The following is a 16,069-nucleotide window of genomic DNA, read 5'->3' as shown; positions in this document are numbered from 1 at the left end:
AAGGCCACCCCGGGGCGAACCGCGGGGTGGCCTTCACCGGATCGTGCGTCAGGCGCCGGCCGCGGCCTTGAGGGCCTCGGCGCGGGCCGTGCTCTCCCAGGGGAGGTTCAGCTCCGGGCGGCCGAAGTGGCCGTACGCCGCCGTCGGGGCGTAGATCGGGCGCAGCAGCTCGAGGTCGCGGATGATCGCCGCCGGCCGGAGGTCGAAGACCTCGGTGATGGCCTGCTGGATCTTCGACGGGTCGACCGTCTCGGTGCCGAACGTCTCGACGAACAGGCCGACCGGGGCCGCCTTGCCGATCGCGTACGCCACCTGGACCTCGGTCCGCTGGGCCAGGCCCGCGGCGACGACGTTCTTGGCCACCCAGCGCATCGCGTACGCGGCCGAACGGTCGACCTTGGACGGGTCCTTGCCGGAGAACGCGCCACCGCCGTGGCGGGCCATGCCGCCGTAGGTGTCGACGATGATCTTGCGGCCGGTCAGGCCCGCGTCGCCCATCGGGCCGCCGATGACGAACCGGCCGGTCGGGTTGACCAGCAGGCGCGCGTTCGACGTGTCGATGCCCAGCTCCGCGAGCTCGGGGCCGACGACGTGCTCCTTGACGTCGACGCTGAGCATCCGCTCGAGGTCGATGCCGTCGGCGTGCTGCGACGAGACCACCACCGTGTCGAGGCGGACCGGCTGGTCGCCGGCGTACTCGATGGTCACCTGGGTCTTGCCGTCCGGGCGCAGGTACGGCAGCACGCCGTCCTTGCGGACCGCGGTCAGCCGCTTCGACAGCCGGTGGGCCAGCGCGATCGGCAGCGGCATCAGCTCGGGGGTGTCCGAGCAGGCGTAGCCGAACATCAGGCCCTGGTCGCCGGCGCCCTGGCGGTTGATCTCGTCCTCGTCCGACTCGACCCGCGACTCGTACGCGGTGTCGACGCCCTGGGCGATGTCGGGCGACTGCGAGCCGATCGCCACGTTGACGCCGCAGGAGTTGCCGTCGAAGCCCTTGGCGGAGGAGTCGTAGCCGATCTTGAGGATGACGTCGCGGACGATCGTCGGGATGTCGGCGTAGGCCTCGGTGGTCACCTCGCCGGCCACGTGCACCTGGCCGGTGGTGATCAGGGTCTCGACGGCGACGCGGCTGCGGGGGTCCTTCGACAGCAGGCCGTCGAGGATCGAGTCGCTGATGGCGTCGCAAATCTTGTCTGGGTGCCCTTCGGTCACCGACTCCGAGGTGAACAATCTGCTGCTAGACGCGGTCACGGTGGCCGTCACTTCCTCACCTTGTCGTCGGATGCCCCGAAAGTTAGGCACCCCTTACCTGTGCAAGCGTACTGACTATCGCTCGGGGGACGGTCAACGCTTCATGAAGCTCACAACAGCGTCCCACACCGTGGACGCCAGTTCAGCCTTCTGCGCGAGAGGTAGGGGTTTTTCCGTGGCATCGGCCCCTAGGAGCCAGCCCGAATTGTCCTCGGTGCCGAACGCCTTGCCGTCGCCGACGGCGTTGACGACCAGCAGATCCGCGCCTTTGCGCTTCAGTTTCGCGCGGGCGTGCTCGAGCACGCTGCCGTGTTCGTCGCCGGTTTCCGCGGCGAATCCCACGACGACCTGTCCCGGCCGCCGGTTTTGCACCAATTCCGCGAGGATGTCGGCGTTGCGGTCGAGGGTGATCACCGGGTCCGGCTGGTCGTCGGACTTCTTGATCTTGTGCTCGGCCCGGTTCGCCGGCCGGAAGTCGGCGACCGCGGCGGCCATCACGACGACGTCCGCGGAGCGGGCCGCGGCGTGCACCGCCTGTCGCAGCTGTTCGGCCGTCGAGACGTGCTCGACGACCGCGCCCGCCGGATCCGGCAGCGCGACCGTGTGCGCGGCGACCAGGGTGACGTCGGCGCCGCGCTGGGCGGCGACGCGGGCCAGCGCGTAGCCCTGCTTGCCGGACGAGCGGTTGCCCAGGTAGCGCACCGGGTCGAGGGGCTCGCGGGTGCCGCCGGCCGAGATCACCACGCGGACGCCTTCGAGGTCGCGCGGGAGGGCGTCGGGCCGGGCCAGCAGCAGCTTCGCCAGGTCGACGATCTCGGCCGGGTTCGCCAGGCGCCCCTTGCCGGTGTCGGCACCCGTCAGCCGGCCCGAGTCGGGCTCGGTGACGACCATGCCGCGGGAGCGCAGCAGGGCGACGTTGTCGCGGGTTGCGGGGTGCTCCCACATCTCCGTGTGCATCGCCGGGAAGAAGGCGATCGGGCACCGGGCGGTGAGCAGGGTGTTCGTCAGCAGGTCGTCGGCGAGGCCGTGGGCGGCCTTGGCGAGCAGGTTCGCCGTGGCCGGGACGACCAGGACGAGATCGGCTTCCTTGCCGACGCGGACGTGCTGGACCTCCGGCACCTCGGTGAACACGCCCGTGTGCACCGGGTGCCCGGAGAGGGCTTCGAAGGTGGCCGCGCCCACGAAGTTCAGCGCGGCTTCGGTGGGGACCACGCGGACGTCGTGACCGGATTCGGTCAGCCCGCGCAGCACCTCACAGGCCTTGTAGGCGGCGATGCCGCCGCCCACGCCCAGGACGACGCGGGGTTTACTCACCCTCGGTGTGCTCGAGCAGGCCGCCGTGGATCTCGCGCAGCGCGATCGAGAGCGGCTTCTCGCGCGGGCCCGGCTCGACGAGCGGGCCGACGTACTCCAGCAGCCCCTCGCCCAGCTGGGCGTAGTAGTCGTTGATCTGGCGGGCGCGCTTGGCCGAGTAGATCACCAGCGCGTACTTCGAGCTGACCTTCTCGAGCAGGTCGTCGATCGGCGGGTTGGTGATGCCTTCGAGCTCTTCGGTCAGGGCTACCTGGGTGGTCACGCGTGATGCTCCGAATCTTCGGCAGACTGATCAGTAATCAAGTTTAGCAAGTGCTCGGCGGCCTCCCGCACGTCGGCGTTGACGACGCGGTGGTCGAACTCCCCGGCCGCCGCCAGCTCGCGCTCCGCTTCGGCCAGCCGGGCCTGCACGGCGGCCTCGTTCTCGGTGCCGCGCCCGGTGAGCCTGCCGACCAGTTCCTCCCACGACGGCGGCATCAGCATCACCAGCCGGGCCTCCGGCATGGCCGCGCGGACCTGGCGGGCGCCCTGCAGCTCGATCTCCAGGACGGCCGGGCGCCCCTCGGCGAGGGCCTTCTCGACCGGCTCGCGCGGGGTGCCGTAGCAGTTGCCGGCGAACTCGGCCCACTCCAGCAGCCTGCCGTCGGCGACCATCGCGTCGAACTCCGCGCGGTCGACGAAGTGGTAGTGCGCCCCGTCGACTTCGCCGGGACGCGGCTTGCGCGTGGTGACCGAAACGCTGAACCAGACGTCGGGCTCCAGCTTCCGCAGCTCGCCCACCACGCTCGACTTCCCGACTCCCGATGGCCCTGATACGACGGTGAGCCGGTGCCGGGAGAAGTCTCCCGTCACCGGCTCACTGCCGCGGTCGGCGCCCCGGTTCACCGGGTAGTCACGACCGGCGCCGTTCACTCGCCGCTGAACTCGGCCAGCAGCGCCTTGCGCTGCCGGTCGCCGAGGCCGCGAAGGCGACGGCTGGGGGCGATCTCCAGTCGTTCCATGGTCTGCTGCGCGCGGACCTTGCCGACGCCCGGGAGGGCCTCGAGCAGAGCCGAAACCTTCATCTTGCCGAGGACTTCGTTCTCCTCGGCCTGCTTCAGCACGTCGACCAGAGTGGTACCGCCCCGCTTCAGCCGCTCCTTCAGCTCAGCACGGATCTTGCGAGCGGCGGCGGCCTTCTCCAGCGCCGCAGCGCGCTGTTCCTCTGTCAGCTGGGGAAGTGCCACGTTTTCCTCCGGTAGTTCTCAAAACTGGGTGGGTGACGCGACGGTACCCACCCGTGAGCACCGGCCACAATGCGGGGGTGCCTGGTGGGACCCGGTTCCGGACCCTGCTATTGGCCGTTTTCCTGCGGGTCGGCCAGCAGTTCGGCGACCCGTTCGACCGCTTGGCGCAAAGCCGCTTGCTCCGGACCGTGCTTCAGGATGTCCCGGGACGACGCGGGCAGCACGCCCGGCAGGGACATCCCGAACAGGGCCCGCAAATCGGCCACAGTGGCTCCCTGGGCCCCGAAACCGGGTGCCAGCACCGGACCGTTCAACCGCGAGAGATCGAGCTCTCCCGGCGGAACGGTGGCCCCGACCACCACACCCACATCGCCGAGCGGCGCCGCTTCGTCGTTGAACGCCGCCGCGGAGTCGACGATCGCCTGGGCGACGGTGCGCCCGTCGGGCAGCTTCGCGTTCTGCACGGCGGCCGCTTCCGGGTTCGAAGTCCGCGCGAGCACGATGATGCCGCGCCCCGCGGAGATCGCCGTTTCGGCGCATTGGGCCAAAGAGCCGAACCCGAGGTACGGCGAAACGGTGATCGCGTCGGCCGCGATCGCCGCCCCGTCGGCCACGTACGCCGCCGTGTACGCCGCCATCGTGGAGCCGATGTCGCCGCGCTTGACGTCCAGCAGCACCAGCGCACCGGCCTCGCGGGCGGTCTCGACCACCCGTTCCAGCACGGCGACACCGGCCGGTCCGAAACTTTCGAAGAACGCCGACTGCGGCTTCACGACGGCCGCGCGGGCCGCCAGGACCTCCGTGGCGGACAGCGCGAACCGTTCCAGGCCCGAAACGTCCACCGGGAGTCCCCACGCCTCGAGCAGGCCGGGGTGGGGGTCGATGCCGGCGCACAGCGGGCCGCGGGCCGCGACGGCCTTGGCCAGCCGCGCACCGAACCGCTCCCGCCCGCTCACGACTTCGCCTTCAGGGCCGCCTGCAGCTCCTGCAGCGAACGGACCCCGATGTCGCCACGGATGAGGGCTTCGATGCCGTGCACGGCCGCCGCGGCGCCCTGCACGGTGGTCACGCACGGGATGTCGCGGGACACCGCCGCGGTGCGGATTTCGTAGCCGTCGACGCGGGGACCGCTGTTCCCGTAGGGGGTGTTGATCACCATGTCGACATCGCCGTTCAGGATGACGTCCACGATGTTCGGCTCGGCTTCGGTCGAACCCTCGTAGTGCTTGCGCACCACCGTGCACGCGACCCCGTTGCGCCGCAGCACTTCCGCCGTCCCGGACGTGGCGAGGATCTCGAACCCGAGGTCCGCCAGGCGCTTCACCGGGAACACCAGCGAGCGCTTGTCGCGGTTGGCCACCGAGACGAACACCCGCCCGGACGTCGGCAGCGAGCCGTACGCGCCGCTCTGCGACTTCGCGAACGCCTTGCCGAAGTCGACGTCGACGCCCATCACCTCGCCGGTGGACTTCATCTCCGGGCCCAGCAGCGAGTCGACGCCGTGCCCTTCGGGGGTGCGGAAGCGGTGGAAGGGCAGCACGGCTTCCTTCACCGCGACCGGCGAGTCGGCCGGCAGCTGCCCGCCGTCGCCCTCGGCAGGCAGGACGCCGCTCTCGCGCAGGTCCTTGATCGTCGAGCCGGTCATGATCAGCGCGGCCGCCTTGGCCAGCGGCACCGCCGTGGCCTTGGACACGAACGGCACCGTGCGCGACGCGCGCGGGTTGGCCTCCAGGACGTACAGGACGTCGTCCTTGAGCGCGTACTGGACGTTCAAGAGCCCGCGCACGCCGACACCGCGGGCGATCGCCTCGGTGGAGCGGCGGACGGCCTGCAGGTCCGTGTGGCCGAGCGTGATCGGCGGCAGCGCGCACGAGGAGTCGCCGGAGTGGATGCCGGCTTCCTCGATGTGTTCCATCACGCCGCCGAGGTAGAGCTCCTCGCCGTCGAACAGCGCGTCGACGTCGATTTCGATGGCGTCGTCGAGGAAGCGGTCCACGAGCACCGGGTGCTCGGGCGTGACCTCGGTGGCGCGGCGGATGTAGCCCGCGAGGGTTTCCTCGTCGTAGACGATCTCCATGCCGCGTCCGCCGAGGACGTACGACGGCCGGACGAGGACCGGGTAGCCGATCTCGTCGGCGATCCGCTTGGCACCCTCGAAGGACGTCGCCGTGCCGTAGCGCGGGGCGGGCAGGCCGGCGTCGGTGAGGACCTCGCCGAACGCGCCGCGGTCCTCGGCCAGGTGGATGGCCTCCGGCGGCGTCCCGACCACCGGGACCCCGGCGTCGGCGAGCTTCTTCGCCAGTCCCAGCGGGGTCTGGCCGCCGAGCTGGACGATGACACCGGCGACCGTGCCGGACGCCTGCTCGGCGTGCACGACCTCGAGGACGTCCTCGAAGGACAGTGGCTCGAAGTACAGCCGGTCGGACGTGTCGTAGTCGGTGGACACGGTTTCCGGGTTGCAGTTGACCATGACGGCTTCGAAGCCGGCCTCCCGCAACGCGATCGCCGCGTGCACGCAGGAGTAGTCGAACTCGATGCCCTGGCCGATCCGGTTCGGGCCGGAGCCGAGGATGAGCACCTTCGGCTTGTCGGACTGGACGGCCACTTCGGACTGGGCGTCGGGGTCGGACTCGTAAGCCGAGTAGTGGTACGGCGTCTTGGCCGCGAACTCGGCCGCGCAGGTGTCGACGGTCTTGAACACCGGCCGCACGCCGAGGCGGTGGCGCAGCGCGCGGACGCCGTCCTCGCCCGCCAGTTCCGGCCGTAGCGCGGCGATCTGGCGGTCCGAGAGCCCGGTGCGCTTGGCGCGGCGGAGGAGATCGCCGTCCAGCACCGGTGCGTCACGCACTTCGGCGCCCACTTCGCCGATCAGCGCGATCTGGTCGATGAACCACGGGTCGATGCCGCTGGCTTCGTGCACCTGCTCGACGGTGGCACCGAGCCGCAGCGCACGCTCCACTTCGTACAACCGGCCCTCGTGCGGGTTGCGCAGCTCGTCCAAAGTGGACTCCAGGGTGGCACCCTCGGGGTCGGGCAGCGTCCAGAAGCCGGTCGCCTTGGTCTCGATCGACCGCATCACCTTGCCGAGCGCCTCGGGGAAGCTGCGGCCGAACGACATCGCTTCGCCGACGCTCTTCATCGTCGTGGTCAGCGTCGGGTCCGCGCCCGGGAACTTCTCGAAGGCGAACCGCGGCATCTTGACGACCACGTAGTCCAAAGTGGGCTCGAACGCGGCCGGCGTCTCGCCGGTGATGTCGTTCTGGATTTCGTCGAGGGTGTAGCCGATGGCGAGCTTCGCGGCGATCTTGGCGATCGGGAAGCCGGTCGCCTTCGACGCCAGCGCGGAAGACCGGGACACGCGCGGGTTCATCTCGATGACGACCATCCGGCCGTCGCGCGGGTTGATCGCGAACTGGATGTTGCAGCCACCGGTGTCGACGCCGACCTCGCGCAGCACGGCGATGCCGACGTCCCGCATCACCTGGTACTCGCGGTCGGTGAGGGTCATGGTGGGCGCGACGGTGACCGAGTCGCCGGTGTGCACGCCCATCGCGTCGATGTTCTCGATCGAGCAGACGACCACGACGTTGTCGTGCTTGTCGCGCATCAGCTCGAGCTCGTACTCCTTCCAGCCGAGCACGCTCTCCTCGATGAGCACCTCGGTGACCGGCGACTCGGCGAGCCCGGTGGAGGCGAGCCGCTCGAGGTCCTCGGGCGTGTGCGCCATGCCGGAGCCGAGCCCGCCCATGGTGAAGGACGGCCGGATGACGACCGGCAGGCCGAGTTCCTTGACCGTGTCGCGCACCTCGGCCATGTCGTGGCAGACGCGGGAGCGCGGGACCTCGGCGCCGATGGAGCGCACGATGTCCTTGAACTTCTGCCGGTCCTCGCCGCGCTGGATGGCGTCGATGTCGGCGCCGATCAGCTCGACGCCGTACTTGTCGAGCACGCCGCGCTCGTGCAGCGCGACGGCGCAGTTGAGCGCGGTCTGCCCGCCGAGGGTGGCGAGCAGCGCGTCCGGCCGCTCTTCCGCGATGACCTTCTCGACGAAGTCCGGCGTCACCGGCTCGATGTAGGTGGCGTCGGCGAACTCGGGGTCGGTCATGATGGTGGCCGGGTTCGAGTTCACCAGGGAGACGCGCAGGCCTTCGCTGCGCAGCACCCGGCAGGCCTGGGTGCCGGAGTAGTCGAACTCCGCGGCCTGCCCGATCACGATCGGCCCGGAGCCGATCACCAGCACGTGCTGGATGTCCGTCCTCTTCGGCATCAGGCCTTCTTCTCCATGAGCGAAACGAATGCGTCGAACAGCGGGGCCGCGTCGTGCGGGCCGGCCGCGGCTTCGGGGTGGTACTGGACCGAGAACGCCGGGACGTCCAGCGCCCGGACGCCCTCCACCGTGTCGTCGTTGGGGCAGTAGTGGCTGATCTGCGCCGCCCCGAACGGGGACTCGAAGCGCTGCCCCGGCTCGCCTTCGAGGGCGAAGCCGTGGTTCTGCGCGGTGATCGCCACCGACTTGGTCGCCACGTCGATCACCGGGATGTTGATGCCGCGGTGGCCGTAGCGCATCTTGTACGTCCCCAGGCCGAGCGCGCGGCCGAGGACCTGGTTGCCGAAGCAGATGCCGAACAGCGGGATCTCGCGGCCGAGGACCTGCTTGGTCAGCTCGGTGGCGTGGGTCGTCGTGGCCGGGTCACCGGGGCCGTTGGACAGGAACACACCGTCCGGCTCGATGGCGAGGAGCTCGTCCAGAGTCGACGTCGAGGGCAGGACGTGCACCTCGATGCCGCGCTTGATCATCTGGCGCGGGGTGTTGGACTTGATGCCCAGGTCCAGCGCCGCCACCCGGAAGCGAACCTCACCGGACGGCGAGACGACGTACGGCTTCGGCGTGGACACCTGGCCCGCCAGGTCCGCGCCCTCCATCTTGGGGCTGGCCAAAACCGAAGCGACCATGTCGTCGACGCTGCCGAGCGCGTCGCCGGAGAACACCCCGGCGCGCATCGCGCCGACCTCGCGCAGGTGGCGGGTCAGCGACCGGGTGTCCACCTCGGCGATGCCGACGATCCCCTGGCGCACCAGCTCGTCGTCGAGCGAGCGCTTCGAGCGCCAGTTGGACGGCGTGCGGGCGGGGTCGCGCACCACGTAGCCGTTGACCCAGATCTTCGAGGACTCGTCGTCCTCGTCGTTCCAGCCGGTGTTGCCGATCTGCGGCGCCGTCTGCACCACGATCTGGCCGTGGTAGGACGGGTCGGTCAGCGTCTCCTGGTAACCGGTCATGCCGGTGCAGAACACCGCTTCGCCGAGGGTTCGCCCCTGCGCGCCGTAGGCAGCGCCGCGGAACACCCGGCCGTCTTCGAGTACCAGTGCGGCCTGAGCGCGCGCGTTCACTGGGCACCTCCCTTGATCTTGAGCTGTTCGATCCACTGTGGATAGTCGTCGAGGTCGTCGCCGCGGAAGCCGGTGTCGAGCTCGACGTCGCCGAGCCGCCAGCTGACGATCAGCAGCGCGTCCGTGCCCATCACCTTCCCGGCGATCTTCGTGTCGCGCCGGATTCCGGTGACGGCGTCCCGCGGGATCCAGAAGTCCGGCGCCCCGCCGCGTTCGACCGCGACACCCCCGCCGTGCAACCGCCAAACCGCGCCGGTGCGCAGGCCCGCGCCGCGGGTGACGATCCGGTTCTGCCACTCCCCCGCGATCGTCGTCGCCAGGTAGACGCCGGTGGACGCCAGCAGGACCTCGCCCGGGTCGTCCGGGATGGCCGGGAACGGCGGCACCTGCACGCTCTGCGAGCGCGCCTTGCGCCGCCAGCCCACGTACATGCCCCAGAGGCAGAGCAGGAAGAAGGCGAAGATCGCCAGCACGAGCCAGAAGCGCTCCATCAGCAGATCTTCCCGTCCCGCGCGGTGATCCGCCCGCGCAGCAGCGTCGCGGTCACCACGCCGGGCAGCCGCATTCCCTCGTACGGGGTGTTGGTCGCGATGCTGGCCAGCTCCGCGCCCCGGACGGTCCACTCGGCGTCCGGGTCCACCAGGGCCAGGTTCGCCGGCTCGCCGACCTCGATCGGACGGCCGTGGTCGGCCAGGTTGCCGATCTCCGCGGGCCGCTCGCTCATGACGCGGGCGACCCCGCGCCAGTCGAGCAGGCCGGTGCGGACCATGGTCTCGGCCACGATGGACAGCGCCGTCTGCAGCCCGAGCATGCCCGGCCGGGCCGCGCTCCACTCGGTGTCCTTGTCCTGGACCGCGTGCGGCGCGTGGTCGGTGGCGACGCAGTCGATGGTCCCGTCGGCCAGCGCGGCACGCAGCTTTTCGGCGTCGGACTCGGTGCGCAGCGGCGGGTTCACCTTGTTGACCGGGTCGTAGGTGGCCAGGCGGTCGTCGGTGAGCAGCAGGTGGTGCGGGGTGACCTCGGCCGACACCTTCGTGCCGCGGTCCTTCGCCCAGCGCAGCACGTCCGCGGTGCCCGAGGTCGAGACGTGGCAGACGTGCAGCCGGGCGTTCGCGTGCAAGGCGAGGAGGCAGTCGCGGGCCACGATGGACTCTTCCGCGGCCGCGGGCCAGCCGGTGTAGCCGAGCCGGGCCGCGCGCTCGCCCTCGTGGGCCTGGGCGCCGACGGTCAGCCGCGGCTCCTCGGCGTGCTGGGCGATGACGACGTCGAGCGCGGTCGAGTACTCCAGCGCCCGGCGCATCAGCAGCGGGTCGGCGACGCAGAGGCCGTCGTCGGAGAACACCTTCACCCGCGCCTGCGAGTTCGCCATCGTGCCGAGCTCGGCGAGCTTCTCGCCCTTGAGCCCGACGGTGACCGCGCCGACCGGGTGGACGTCGACCAGGCCGACCTCCTGGCCGCGCCGCCAGACGTGCTCGACGATGACCGCGTTGTCGGCGACCGGGTCGGTGTTGGCCATGGCGAACACCGCGGTGTAGCCGCCGAGCGCCGCCGCGGCCGAGCCGGTGTCGATGGTCTCGGTGTCCTCGCGGCCGGGTTCGCGCAGGTGGGTGTGGAGGTCGACGAAGCCCGGCAGCAGCACCTGGCCGTTCGCTTCGATGACTTCGGCGTCCTCGGGGACGTCGACGGCGCCGATCGCGGTGATCACGCCGTCCTCCACGAGGACGTCGACCGGGTCGCCCTCGCCGTAGGGGCGGGCGCCCTTGATCACGGTGCTCACGCGGCGGCTCCTTCGCTGGCCAGGAGGTGATAGAGGACCGCCATGCGCACGTGGACGCCGTTGCGGACCTGTTCGGTGATGGCCGAGGCCGGGGAGTCGGCGACCGCCGAAGCGATCTCCATCCCGCGCAGCATCGGGCCGGGGTGCAGCACGACCGCGTGGTCCGGCAGCAACTTCTGCCGCCGTTCCGAAAGGCCGTACGCGATGGAGTACTCCCGCGCGCTCGGGAAGAAACCTCCGTGCATCCGTTCGGCCTGAACCCGCAGCATCATCACCGCGTCGACCGCGGGCAGCTCGGCGTCCAAGTCGTGCGAAACGGTCACCGGGAGGCTCTCGACGCCGTAGGGCAGCAGCGTCGGCGGCGCGACGAGCACCACCTCCGCGCCCAGGGCCGAGAGCAGGTGGATGTTCGAGCGGGCGACCCGGCTGTGCAGGACGTCCCCGACGATGGCGATCCGGCGGTCCTTGAGCGAGCCGAGGCGCTCCCGCAGGGTGGCCGCGTCGAGCAGCGCCTGCGTCGGGTGCTCGTGGGTGCCGTCACCGGCGTTGACCACCGACGTGCCGGGCTCGGCCAGCCAGCCGGCCAGCCGCTGGGCGGCGCCGCTGGCGGGGTGCCGGACGATCACGCAGTCGGCGCCCGCGGCGGCCAGCGTCAGCGCGGTGTCCCGCAGGGATTCGCCCTTGTTGACCGAGGAGCTGGACGCGGAGACGTTGATCACGTCGGCGCTCATCCACTTCCCGGCGATCTCGAACGACACCCGGGTGCGGGTCGAGTTCTCGTAGAACAGGGTGATCACCGTGCGGCCGCGCAGCGTCGGCAGCTTCTTGACCTCGCGGCCGAGCAGCGTGTGCTTGAGCTCGTCGGCGGTGTCGAGCACGGCCGTGGCCAGCGCCGGGTCCAGGCCGTCGGTGGCGAGCAGGTGCTTCACGAGTCCTCTCCAGCAGCGGTGTCGGCCGAACGCAGCAGGACCGCGTCCCGGCCGTCGATCTCGGCCAGCAGGACCGACACGCCCTCGGAGCGGGCCGTCGGCACGTTCTTGCCCACGTAGTCGGCGCGGATCGGCAGCTCCCGGTGACCGCGGTCGACCAGGACGGCCAGCTGCACCGCGCGCGGGCGGCCGTGATCACGCAGGGCATCGAGGGCGGCCCGGATGGTCCGGCCGGAGAAGAGGACGTCGTCGACCAGGATCACGACGCGGTCGTCGATGCCGTCGGTCGGCAGCTGCGTCTGTTCGAGCGCGCGCGGCGGGCGGCGGCGGAGGTCGTCCCGGTAGAGGGTGACGTCGAGGGCGCCGGCCGGCGGGCGGACCCCGGAGAACTCGCCGATCTTGTCGGCGAGGCGGACGGCGAGCGGCGTGCCCCGGGACGGGATGCCGAGCAACACGGGCGGGGTAGTGCTCTCCGCACCGTTCGCGGTCTTTTCGATGACCTGATGGGCCATTCGGGCGATCGTGCGCGCGACATCGCCGGCCGTCAGGAGCTCGCGCTCCCCGGCCGAACCAGCCGCGTCACGCGGGCGTGACGACAAACCGGACTCCTTCCCCGCCTCACCGGACGGGTCCTTAAAGGACGTCTGTTCCCCTGCTGGTCGGGGCTTTCGCACCGACAGTAGCAGGCACTTTGCTCAGTCTTCCGGGTGGTGTGAGGTGATTCGCGACAAGCTCGCGCTTGACCTGGTGACAACAATGCGTAACCATTACTCTGAGTATTCGACTCAGCGAGTCCCCCGGCCCGGTCACCCCGACCGGGAGGGGGTGAAGAACGGAGAACGACCAGATGGGCGATTACGCCAAGGCGCTCGGGGCCAAGCTCCGCGGGATCCGCCAGCAGCAGGGTCTGTCCCTGCACGGGGTCGAGCAGAAGTCCGGTGGGCGCTGGAAGGCCGTCGTCGTCGGCTCGTACGAGCGTGGCGACCGCGCCGTCACCGTGCAGAAGCTGGCCGAGCTGGCCGACTTCTACGGTGTGCCGGTGGTCGAGCTGCTGCCCGAGGGCCGGGTCCCCTCCGGTGCCGAGCCCGCCACCAAGATCGTGATCAACCTCGAGCGCCTGCAGCAGCTGCCCGCCGAAAAGGTGGGCCCGCTCGCCCGCTACGCCGCGACCATCCAGAGCCAGCGCGGCGACTACAACGGCAAGGTGCTCTCGATCCGCACCGAGGACCTGCGGTCCCTGGCGATCATCTACGACATGACCCCGGGCGAGCTGACCGAGCAGCTCATCGACTGGGGCGTCCTGCCGCCGGAGGCCCGTCCTTCCAAGGAGGACTGATTCCGGGTGTGGCACGCCGACGCAGTGAGCGTCCCCCGGTGGGGCACCGGAGACGCTCACTGACTCGTCGGGGGGCTCGTTCGGGGGCGAGCCCGCTCCCCGGTCACCTGACCGGGGGAACTACAGAACCGCGCGCAGGCGGTCGGCGATCGTGCCGATCCGGCCCAGGACGCCGTTGACGAACCGCGGCGAGTCGTCCGTGGACAGTTCCTTCGCCAGGCCCACGGCCTCGTCGATCGCGACCGGGTCCGGCACGTCCTCGGCCCAGAGCAGCTCGTAGACCCCGACCCGCAGCACCGCGAGGTCGACCTTCGGCATCCGGTCCAGGGTCCAGCCCTGCGCGTGCTCGGCCAGCAGTTCGTCGATCCGGGCCTTCCGCCCGGTGACGCCCTCGACCAGGCTGATCGTGTAGTCCGCGATCGGGTCGACGTCCGTCGCGCCGACCCGATCGGCCAGCAGCGTCACCGCGTCGGTGTCGCGCTGCGCGGCCTCGTACAGCATTTCCACCGCGCGGCGGCGTGCCTGACGGCGGCTGATCGCGCCGCCGCGGTTCGGGTGGGGTTTCGACGTCGGCATCAGCTGGAGACGCGGCCCAGGTAACGGCCGTCGCGGGTGTCGACCTTGATCTTCTCGCCGGTGGACAGGAACAGCGGGACCTGGATCTCCGCGCCGGTCTCCAGCGTGGCCGGCTTGGTGCCGCCGGTGGAGCGGTCGCCCTGCAGGCCGGGGTCGGTGTGCTGGACGACCAGCTCGACCGACGTCGGCAGCTCGACGTACAGCGGCTCGTTCTCGTGCACCGCGACCTGGACCTCGGTGTTCTCGAGCATGTAGTTGGCGTTGTCGCCGACGACCTCGGCCGGGACGGTGATCTGGTCGTAGGTGTCACCGTCCATGAACACGAAGTCCTGGCCCTCCTTGTAGAGGTAGGTCATGTTCCGGCGGTCCACCGTGGCCGTGTCGACCTTCGTGCCCGCGTTGAACGTCTTGTCGACCACCTTGCCGGTGAGCACGTGCTTGAGGGTGGTGCGCACGAAGGCGCCGCCCTTGCCCGGCTTGACGTGCTGGAACGCGGTGACGGTCCACAGCTGGCCGTCCAGGTTGAGGACGAGCCCGTTCTTCAGGTCGTTGGTCGTGGCCACGAGCTTGCAGTCTCCTGTGTCGATCTTCCGGTGTTCGGGGCCGCCGTCAGACGACCACGAGGTTCTTGGTGCTCAGGGTGAGGAGTTCGGGCTCCCCAGCCCGCACGACGAGCGTGTCCTCGATGCGCACGCCACCGCGTCCCGCGAGGTACACGCCGGGCTCGACGGTGACCGCCATACCGGCGGCCAGTGTACCGACGCCCGTCGCGGCGAAGCTGGGCGCCTCGTGGATCTGCAGGCCGACGCCGTGCCCGAGGCCGTGCGCGAAGTGCTCGCCGTGACCCGCGTCCTTGATCACGTCCCGCGCGGCGGCGTCCACATGGGACACTTCGGCACCCGGCCGGACGGCGTCGACGCCCGCCGCCTGGGCCGCGTGCACGAGGTCGTAGACCTCCCGCTGCCAGTCCGCGGGCTCGCCGATGACGAAGGTGCGGGTCATGTCCGAGTGGTAGCCGTCGACGGTCGCGCCGAAGTCCAGCTTGACGAAGTCGCCGCGCCGGAGCTCGGCGTGCGTCGGCTGGTGGTGCGGGATGGCCGAGTGCGCGCCGGCGGCGACGATGGAGGCGAAGCTGGGCGCGGACGAGCCGTGCTCCAGCATCCGGTTCTCCAGGTCACGGGCGATTTCCAGCTCGGTCCGCCCGGGCCGCAGCCCCCCGGCGGCGAGCAGGTCGTCGAGCGCCCGGTCGGCGGCGGCGCACGCCTGGCGCAGCGCCTCGATCTCGGCTTCGTCCTTGACCTCGCGCAGCCGTTCGACGAGGCCGGGGGTCCGCTTCAGCGGCACCTGCTGCTGCAGCGCCTCGTAGGTCTCCACGCTGACGTGCTGGCTCTCGAACCCGACCTGCCCGTAGGCGGCGGTGTCCTTGGCGGCCCTGGCCACGAGCGCGGCGGCGCTGGCCCGGTCGACGACGGTTTCCAGGTCGGGCACCTCGACGGCCGACTGGGTGGTGTAGCGGCCGTCGGTGCAGAAGAGCGTCTTGTCGTCCCCGCCGGCGTGCAGCAGCACGGCGGCGTTGGACCCGGTGAACCCGGTCAGGTAGCGGATGTTCAGCAGATCGGTGACCAGCAGCGCATCGACACCGGCTCCGGTCAGGAGCCCACGCAGAGCGGCGCGACGTCGTCCATGGGTTTCAGGCACCCGTCCACCCTAGTGCGCGGGCCTGCCGGGGGAAGCGACTCGCCAGTAGGCCGCCTACACTCCGCAGGATGAGCGCCTGGGTGATTCGCGGACTGGTGATGGCGGTGCTGCACGGCGTCGCGCTGACGCTGCTGGCCAAGTACGCCGTCTACCACCCGACGGACCAGGCGCTCCCGGTGTCACTGGCCTTGGCGGTCCTGGTCGGGGCGGCGGCGTTGTGGAGCGCGCTGGACGCGTGGCGCGGGGTCCCCGACCGCGGCCGGGCCTGGTTCATCGCCGCGCTGGTCGCGGGCGTGGTCTCGGGCATCCTCTACGTGATCGGGCGCGCGGTGTTCGTCGACCAGACGGGCGTGTCGGAACTGGGCGGCGCCCTCACTGGCGGAGCGGCGTTCTCGGCGCTGCTGGTGCTGGTCCCGGCGGGGCTGGGGTTGTTCGTCGGCGGCCGGATCGGGCGGTCTTCGAGCGCCGAAGGGGAGCGCTGAGTGCGCGACCGCGGTCCCTTGTGAGCGGCAGCGCGGGTTAGTGCTCGTTGACGGCGGCGCAGGTTAGTGCTCGTTGACGGCGGCGCGGGCCA

Annotated in this window: 17 protein-coding genes; 2 read left to right on the top strand and 15 right to left on the bottom strand. The window is 70.8% G+C overall.

The window, feature by feature from the left end; all coding sequences use genetic code 11:
- Positions 1 to 48: 48 nt before the first annotated feature.
- The 12 genes from metK to pyrR all read right to left on the bottom strand — a co-directional run bounded on the left by metK (position 49) and on the right by pyrR (position 12,484).
- Entirely contained in the window at positions 49 to 1,251 is a 1,203-nt protein-coding gene (gene metK, locus HUT10_RS41755) for a methionine adenosyltransferase (RefSeq protein WP_176178286.1), read from the bottom strand.
- A 93-nt stretch (positions 1,252 to 1,344) separates the two neighbouring features.
- On the bottom strand, positions 1,345 to 2,565 hold the full coding sequence (gene coaBC / locus HUT10_RS41750) for a bifunctional phosphopantothenoylcysteine decarboxylase/phosphopantothenate--cysteine ligase CoaBC (RefSeq protein WP_176176236.1): 1,221 nt from the start codon (positions 2,563 to 2,565) through the stop codon (positions 1,345 to 1,347).
- Entirely contained in the window at positions 2,558 to 2,827 is a 270-nt protein-coding gene (gene rpoZ, locus HUT10_RS41745; RefSeq protein WP_013224624.1) for a DNA-directed RNA polymerase subunit omega, read from the bottom strand. The genes coaBC and rpoZ overlap by 8 nt, the downstream gene beginning before the upstream one ends.
- Complete coding sequence (gmk, locus tag HUT10_RS41740; RefSeq protein WP_254897254.1) at positions 2,824 to 3,417, bottom strand: guanylate kinase; 594 nt, start codon at positions 3,415 to 3,417, stop codon at positions 2,824 to 2,826. Before gmk ends, rpoZ begins: the two co-directional genes overlap by 4 nt.
- Positions 3,418 to 3,473: 56 nt before the next feature.
- Positions 3,474 to 3,791: an integration host factor, actinobacterial type gene (mihF, locus tag HUT10_RS41735; RefSeq protein ID WP_013224622.1), complete on the bottom strand. Its 318-nt coding sequence runs from the start codon at positions 3,789 to 3,791 to the stop codon at positions 3,474 to 3,476.
- A 107-nt stretch (positions 3,792 to 3,898) separates the two neighbouring features.
- A complete protein-coding gene (gene pyrF / locus HUT10_RS41730; protein ID WP_176176234.1) occupies positions 3,899 to 4,747 on the bottom strand; it encodes an orotidine-5'-phosphate decarboxylase in 849 nt (282 codons plus the stop codon).
- Entirely contained in the window at positions 4,744 to 8,058 is a 3,315-nt protein-coding gene (gene carB / locus HUT10_RS41725) for a carbamoyl-phosphate synthase large subunit (RefSeq protein ID WP_176176233.1), read from the bottom strand. The genes pyrF and carB overlap by 4 nt, the downstream gene beginning before the upstream one ends.
- A complete protein-coding gene (gene carA, locus HUT10_RS41720) occupies positions 8,058 to 9,179 on the bottom strand; it encodes a glutamine-hydrolyzing carbamoyl-phosphate synthase small subunit (RefSeq protein WP_176176232.1) in 1,122 nt (373 codons plus the stop codon). Before carA ends, carB begins: the two co-directional genes overlap by 1 nt.
- Complete coding sequence (locus tag HUT10_RS41715; protein ID WP_176176231.1) at positions 9,176 to 9,670, bottom strand: transporter; 495 nt, start codon at positions 9,668 to 9,670, stop codon at positions 9,176 to 9,178. The genes carA and HUT10_RS41715 overlap by 4 nt, the downstream gene beginning before the upstream one ends.
- Positions 9,670 to 10,956 carry a dihydroorotase gene (locus HUT10_RS41710; protein WP_176176230.1) on the bottom strand — a complete coding sequence of 429 codons (1,287 nt, stop codon included), beginning with the start codon at positions 10,954 to 10,956 and terminating at the stop codon, positions 9,670 to 9,672. Before HUT10_RS41710 ends, HUT10_RS41715 begins: the two co-directional genes overlap by 1 nt.
- On the bottom strand, positions 10,953 to 11,885 hold the full coding sequence (locus HUT10_RS41705; RefSeq protein ID WP_176176229.1) for an aspartate carbamoyltransferase catalytic subunit: 933 nt from the start codon (positions 11,883 to 11,885) through the stop codon (positions 10,953 to 10,955). Before HUT10_RS41705 ends, HUT10_RS41710 begins: the two co-directional genes overlap by 4 nt.
- On the bottom strand, positions 11,882 to 12,484 hold the full coding sequence (gene pyrR, locus HUT10_RS41700; RefSeq protein WP_176176228.1) for a bifunctional pyr operon transcriptional regulator/uracil phosphoribosyltransferase PyrR: 603 nt from the start codon (positions 12,482 to 12,484) through the stop codon (positions 11,882 to 11,884). Before pyrR ends, HUT10_RS41705 begins: the two co-directional genes overlap by 4 nt.
- Before the next feature lie 248 nt (positions 12,485 to 12,732).
- Between pyrR and HUT10_RS41695 the strand changes: the two genes are divergently transcribed.
- Positions 12,733 to 13,221 carry a transcriptional regulator gene (locus HUT10_RS41695; RefSeq protein WP_003096372.1) on the top strand — a complete coding sequence of 163 codons (489 nt, stop codon included), beginning with the start codon at positions 12,733 to 12,735 and terminating at the stop codon, positions 13,219 to 13,221.
- A gap of 120 nt (positions 13,222 to 13,341) precedes the next feature.
- On the opposite strand, the gene nusB is transcribed toward HUT10_RS41695, so the two are convergent.
- The 3 genes from nusB to HUT10_RS41680 are packed head-to-tail and all read right to left on the bottom strand — an operon-like array spanning position 13,342 to position 15,495.
- Positions 13,342 to 13,797 (bottom strand): transcription antitermination factor NusB, encoded by a 456-nt coding sequence (gene nusB / locus HUT10_RS41690; RefSeq protein ID WP_176176227.1) that lies wholly within the window; start codon positions 13,795 to 13,797, stop codon positions 13,342 to 13,344.
- Positions 13,797 to 14,360 (bottom strand): elongation factor P, encoded by a 564-nt coding sequence (gene efp / locus HUT10_RS41685; protein WP_176176226.1) that lies wholly within the window; start codon positions 14,358 to 14,360, stop codon positions 13,797 to 13,799. The genes nusB and efp overlap by 1 nt, the downstream gene beginning before the upstream one ends.
- Positions 14,361 to 14,406: 46 nt before the next feature.
- Positions 14,407 to 15,495 carry a Xaa-Pro peptidase family protein gene (locus tag HUT10_RS41680; protein ID WP_176176225.1) on the bottom strand — a complete coding sequence of 363 codons (1,089 nt, stop codon included), beginning with the start codon at positions 15,493 to 15,495 and terminating at the stop codon, positions 14,407 to 14,409.
- A gap of 68 nt (positions 15,496 to 15,563) precedes the next feature.
- On the opposite strand from HUT10_RS41680, the gene HUT10_RS41675 reads away from it, so the two are divergent.
- Complete coding sequence (locus tag HUT10_RS41675; RefSeq protein ID WP_176176224.1) at positions 15,564 to 15,977, top strand: B-4DMT family transporter; 414 nt, start codon at positions 15,564 to 15,566, stop codon at positions 15,975 to 15,977.
- Positions 15,978 to 16,069: the final 92 nt, after the last annotated feature.

It is taken from the genome of Amycolatopsis sp. Hca4, from assembly GCF_013364075.1.
GTDB lineage: Bacteria > Actinomycetota > Actinomycetes > Mycobacteriales > Pseudonocardiaceae > Amycolatopsis.
This window is presented reverse-complemented; position numbering and strand designations above follow the sequence as displayed.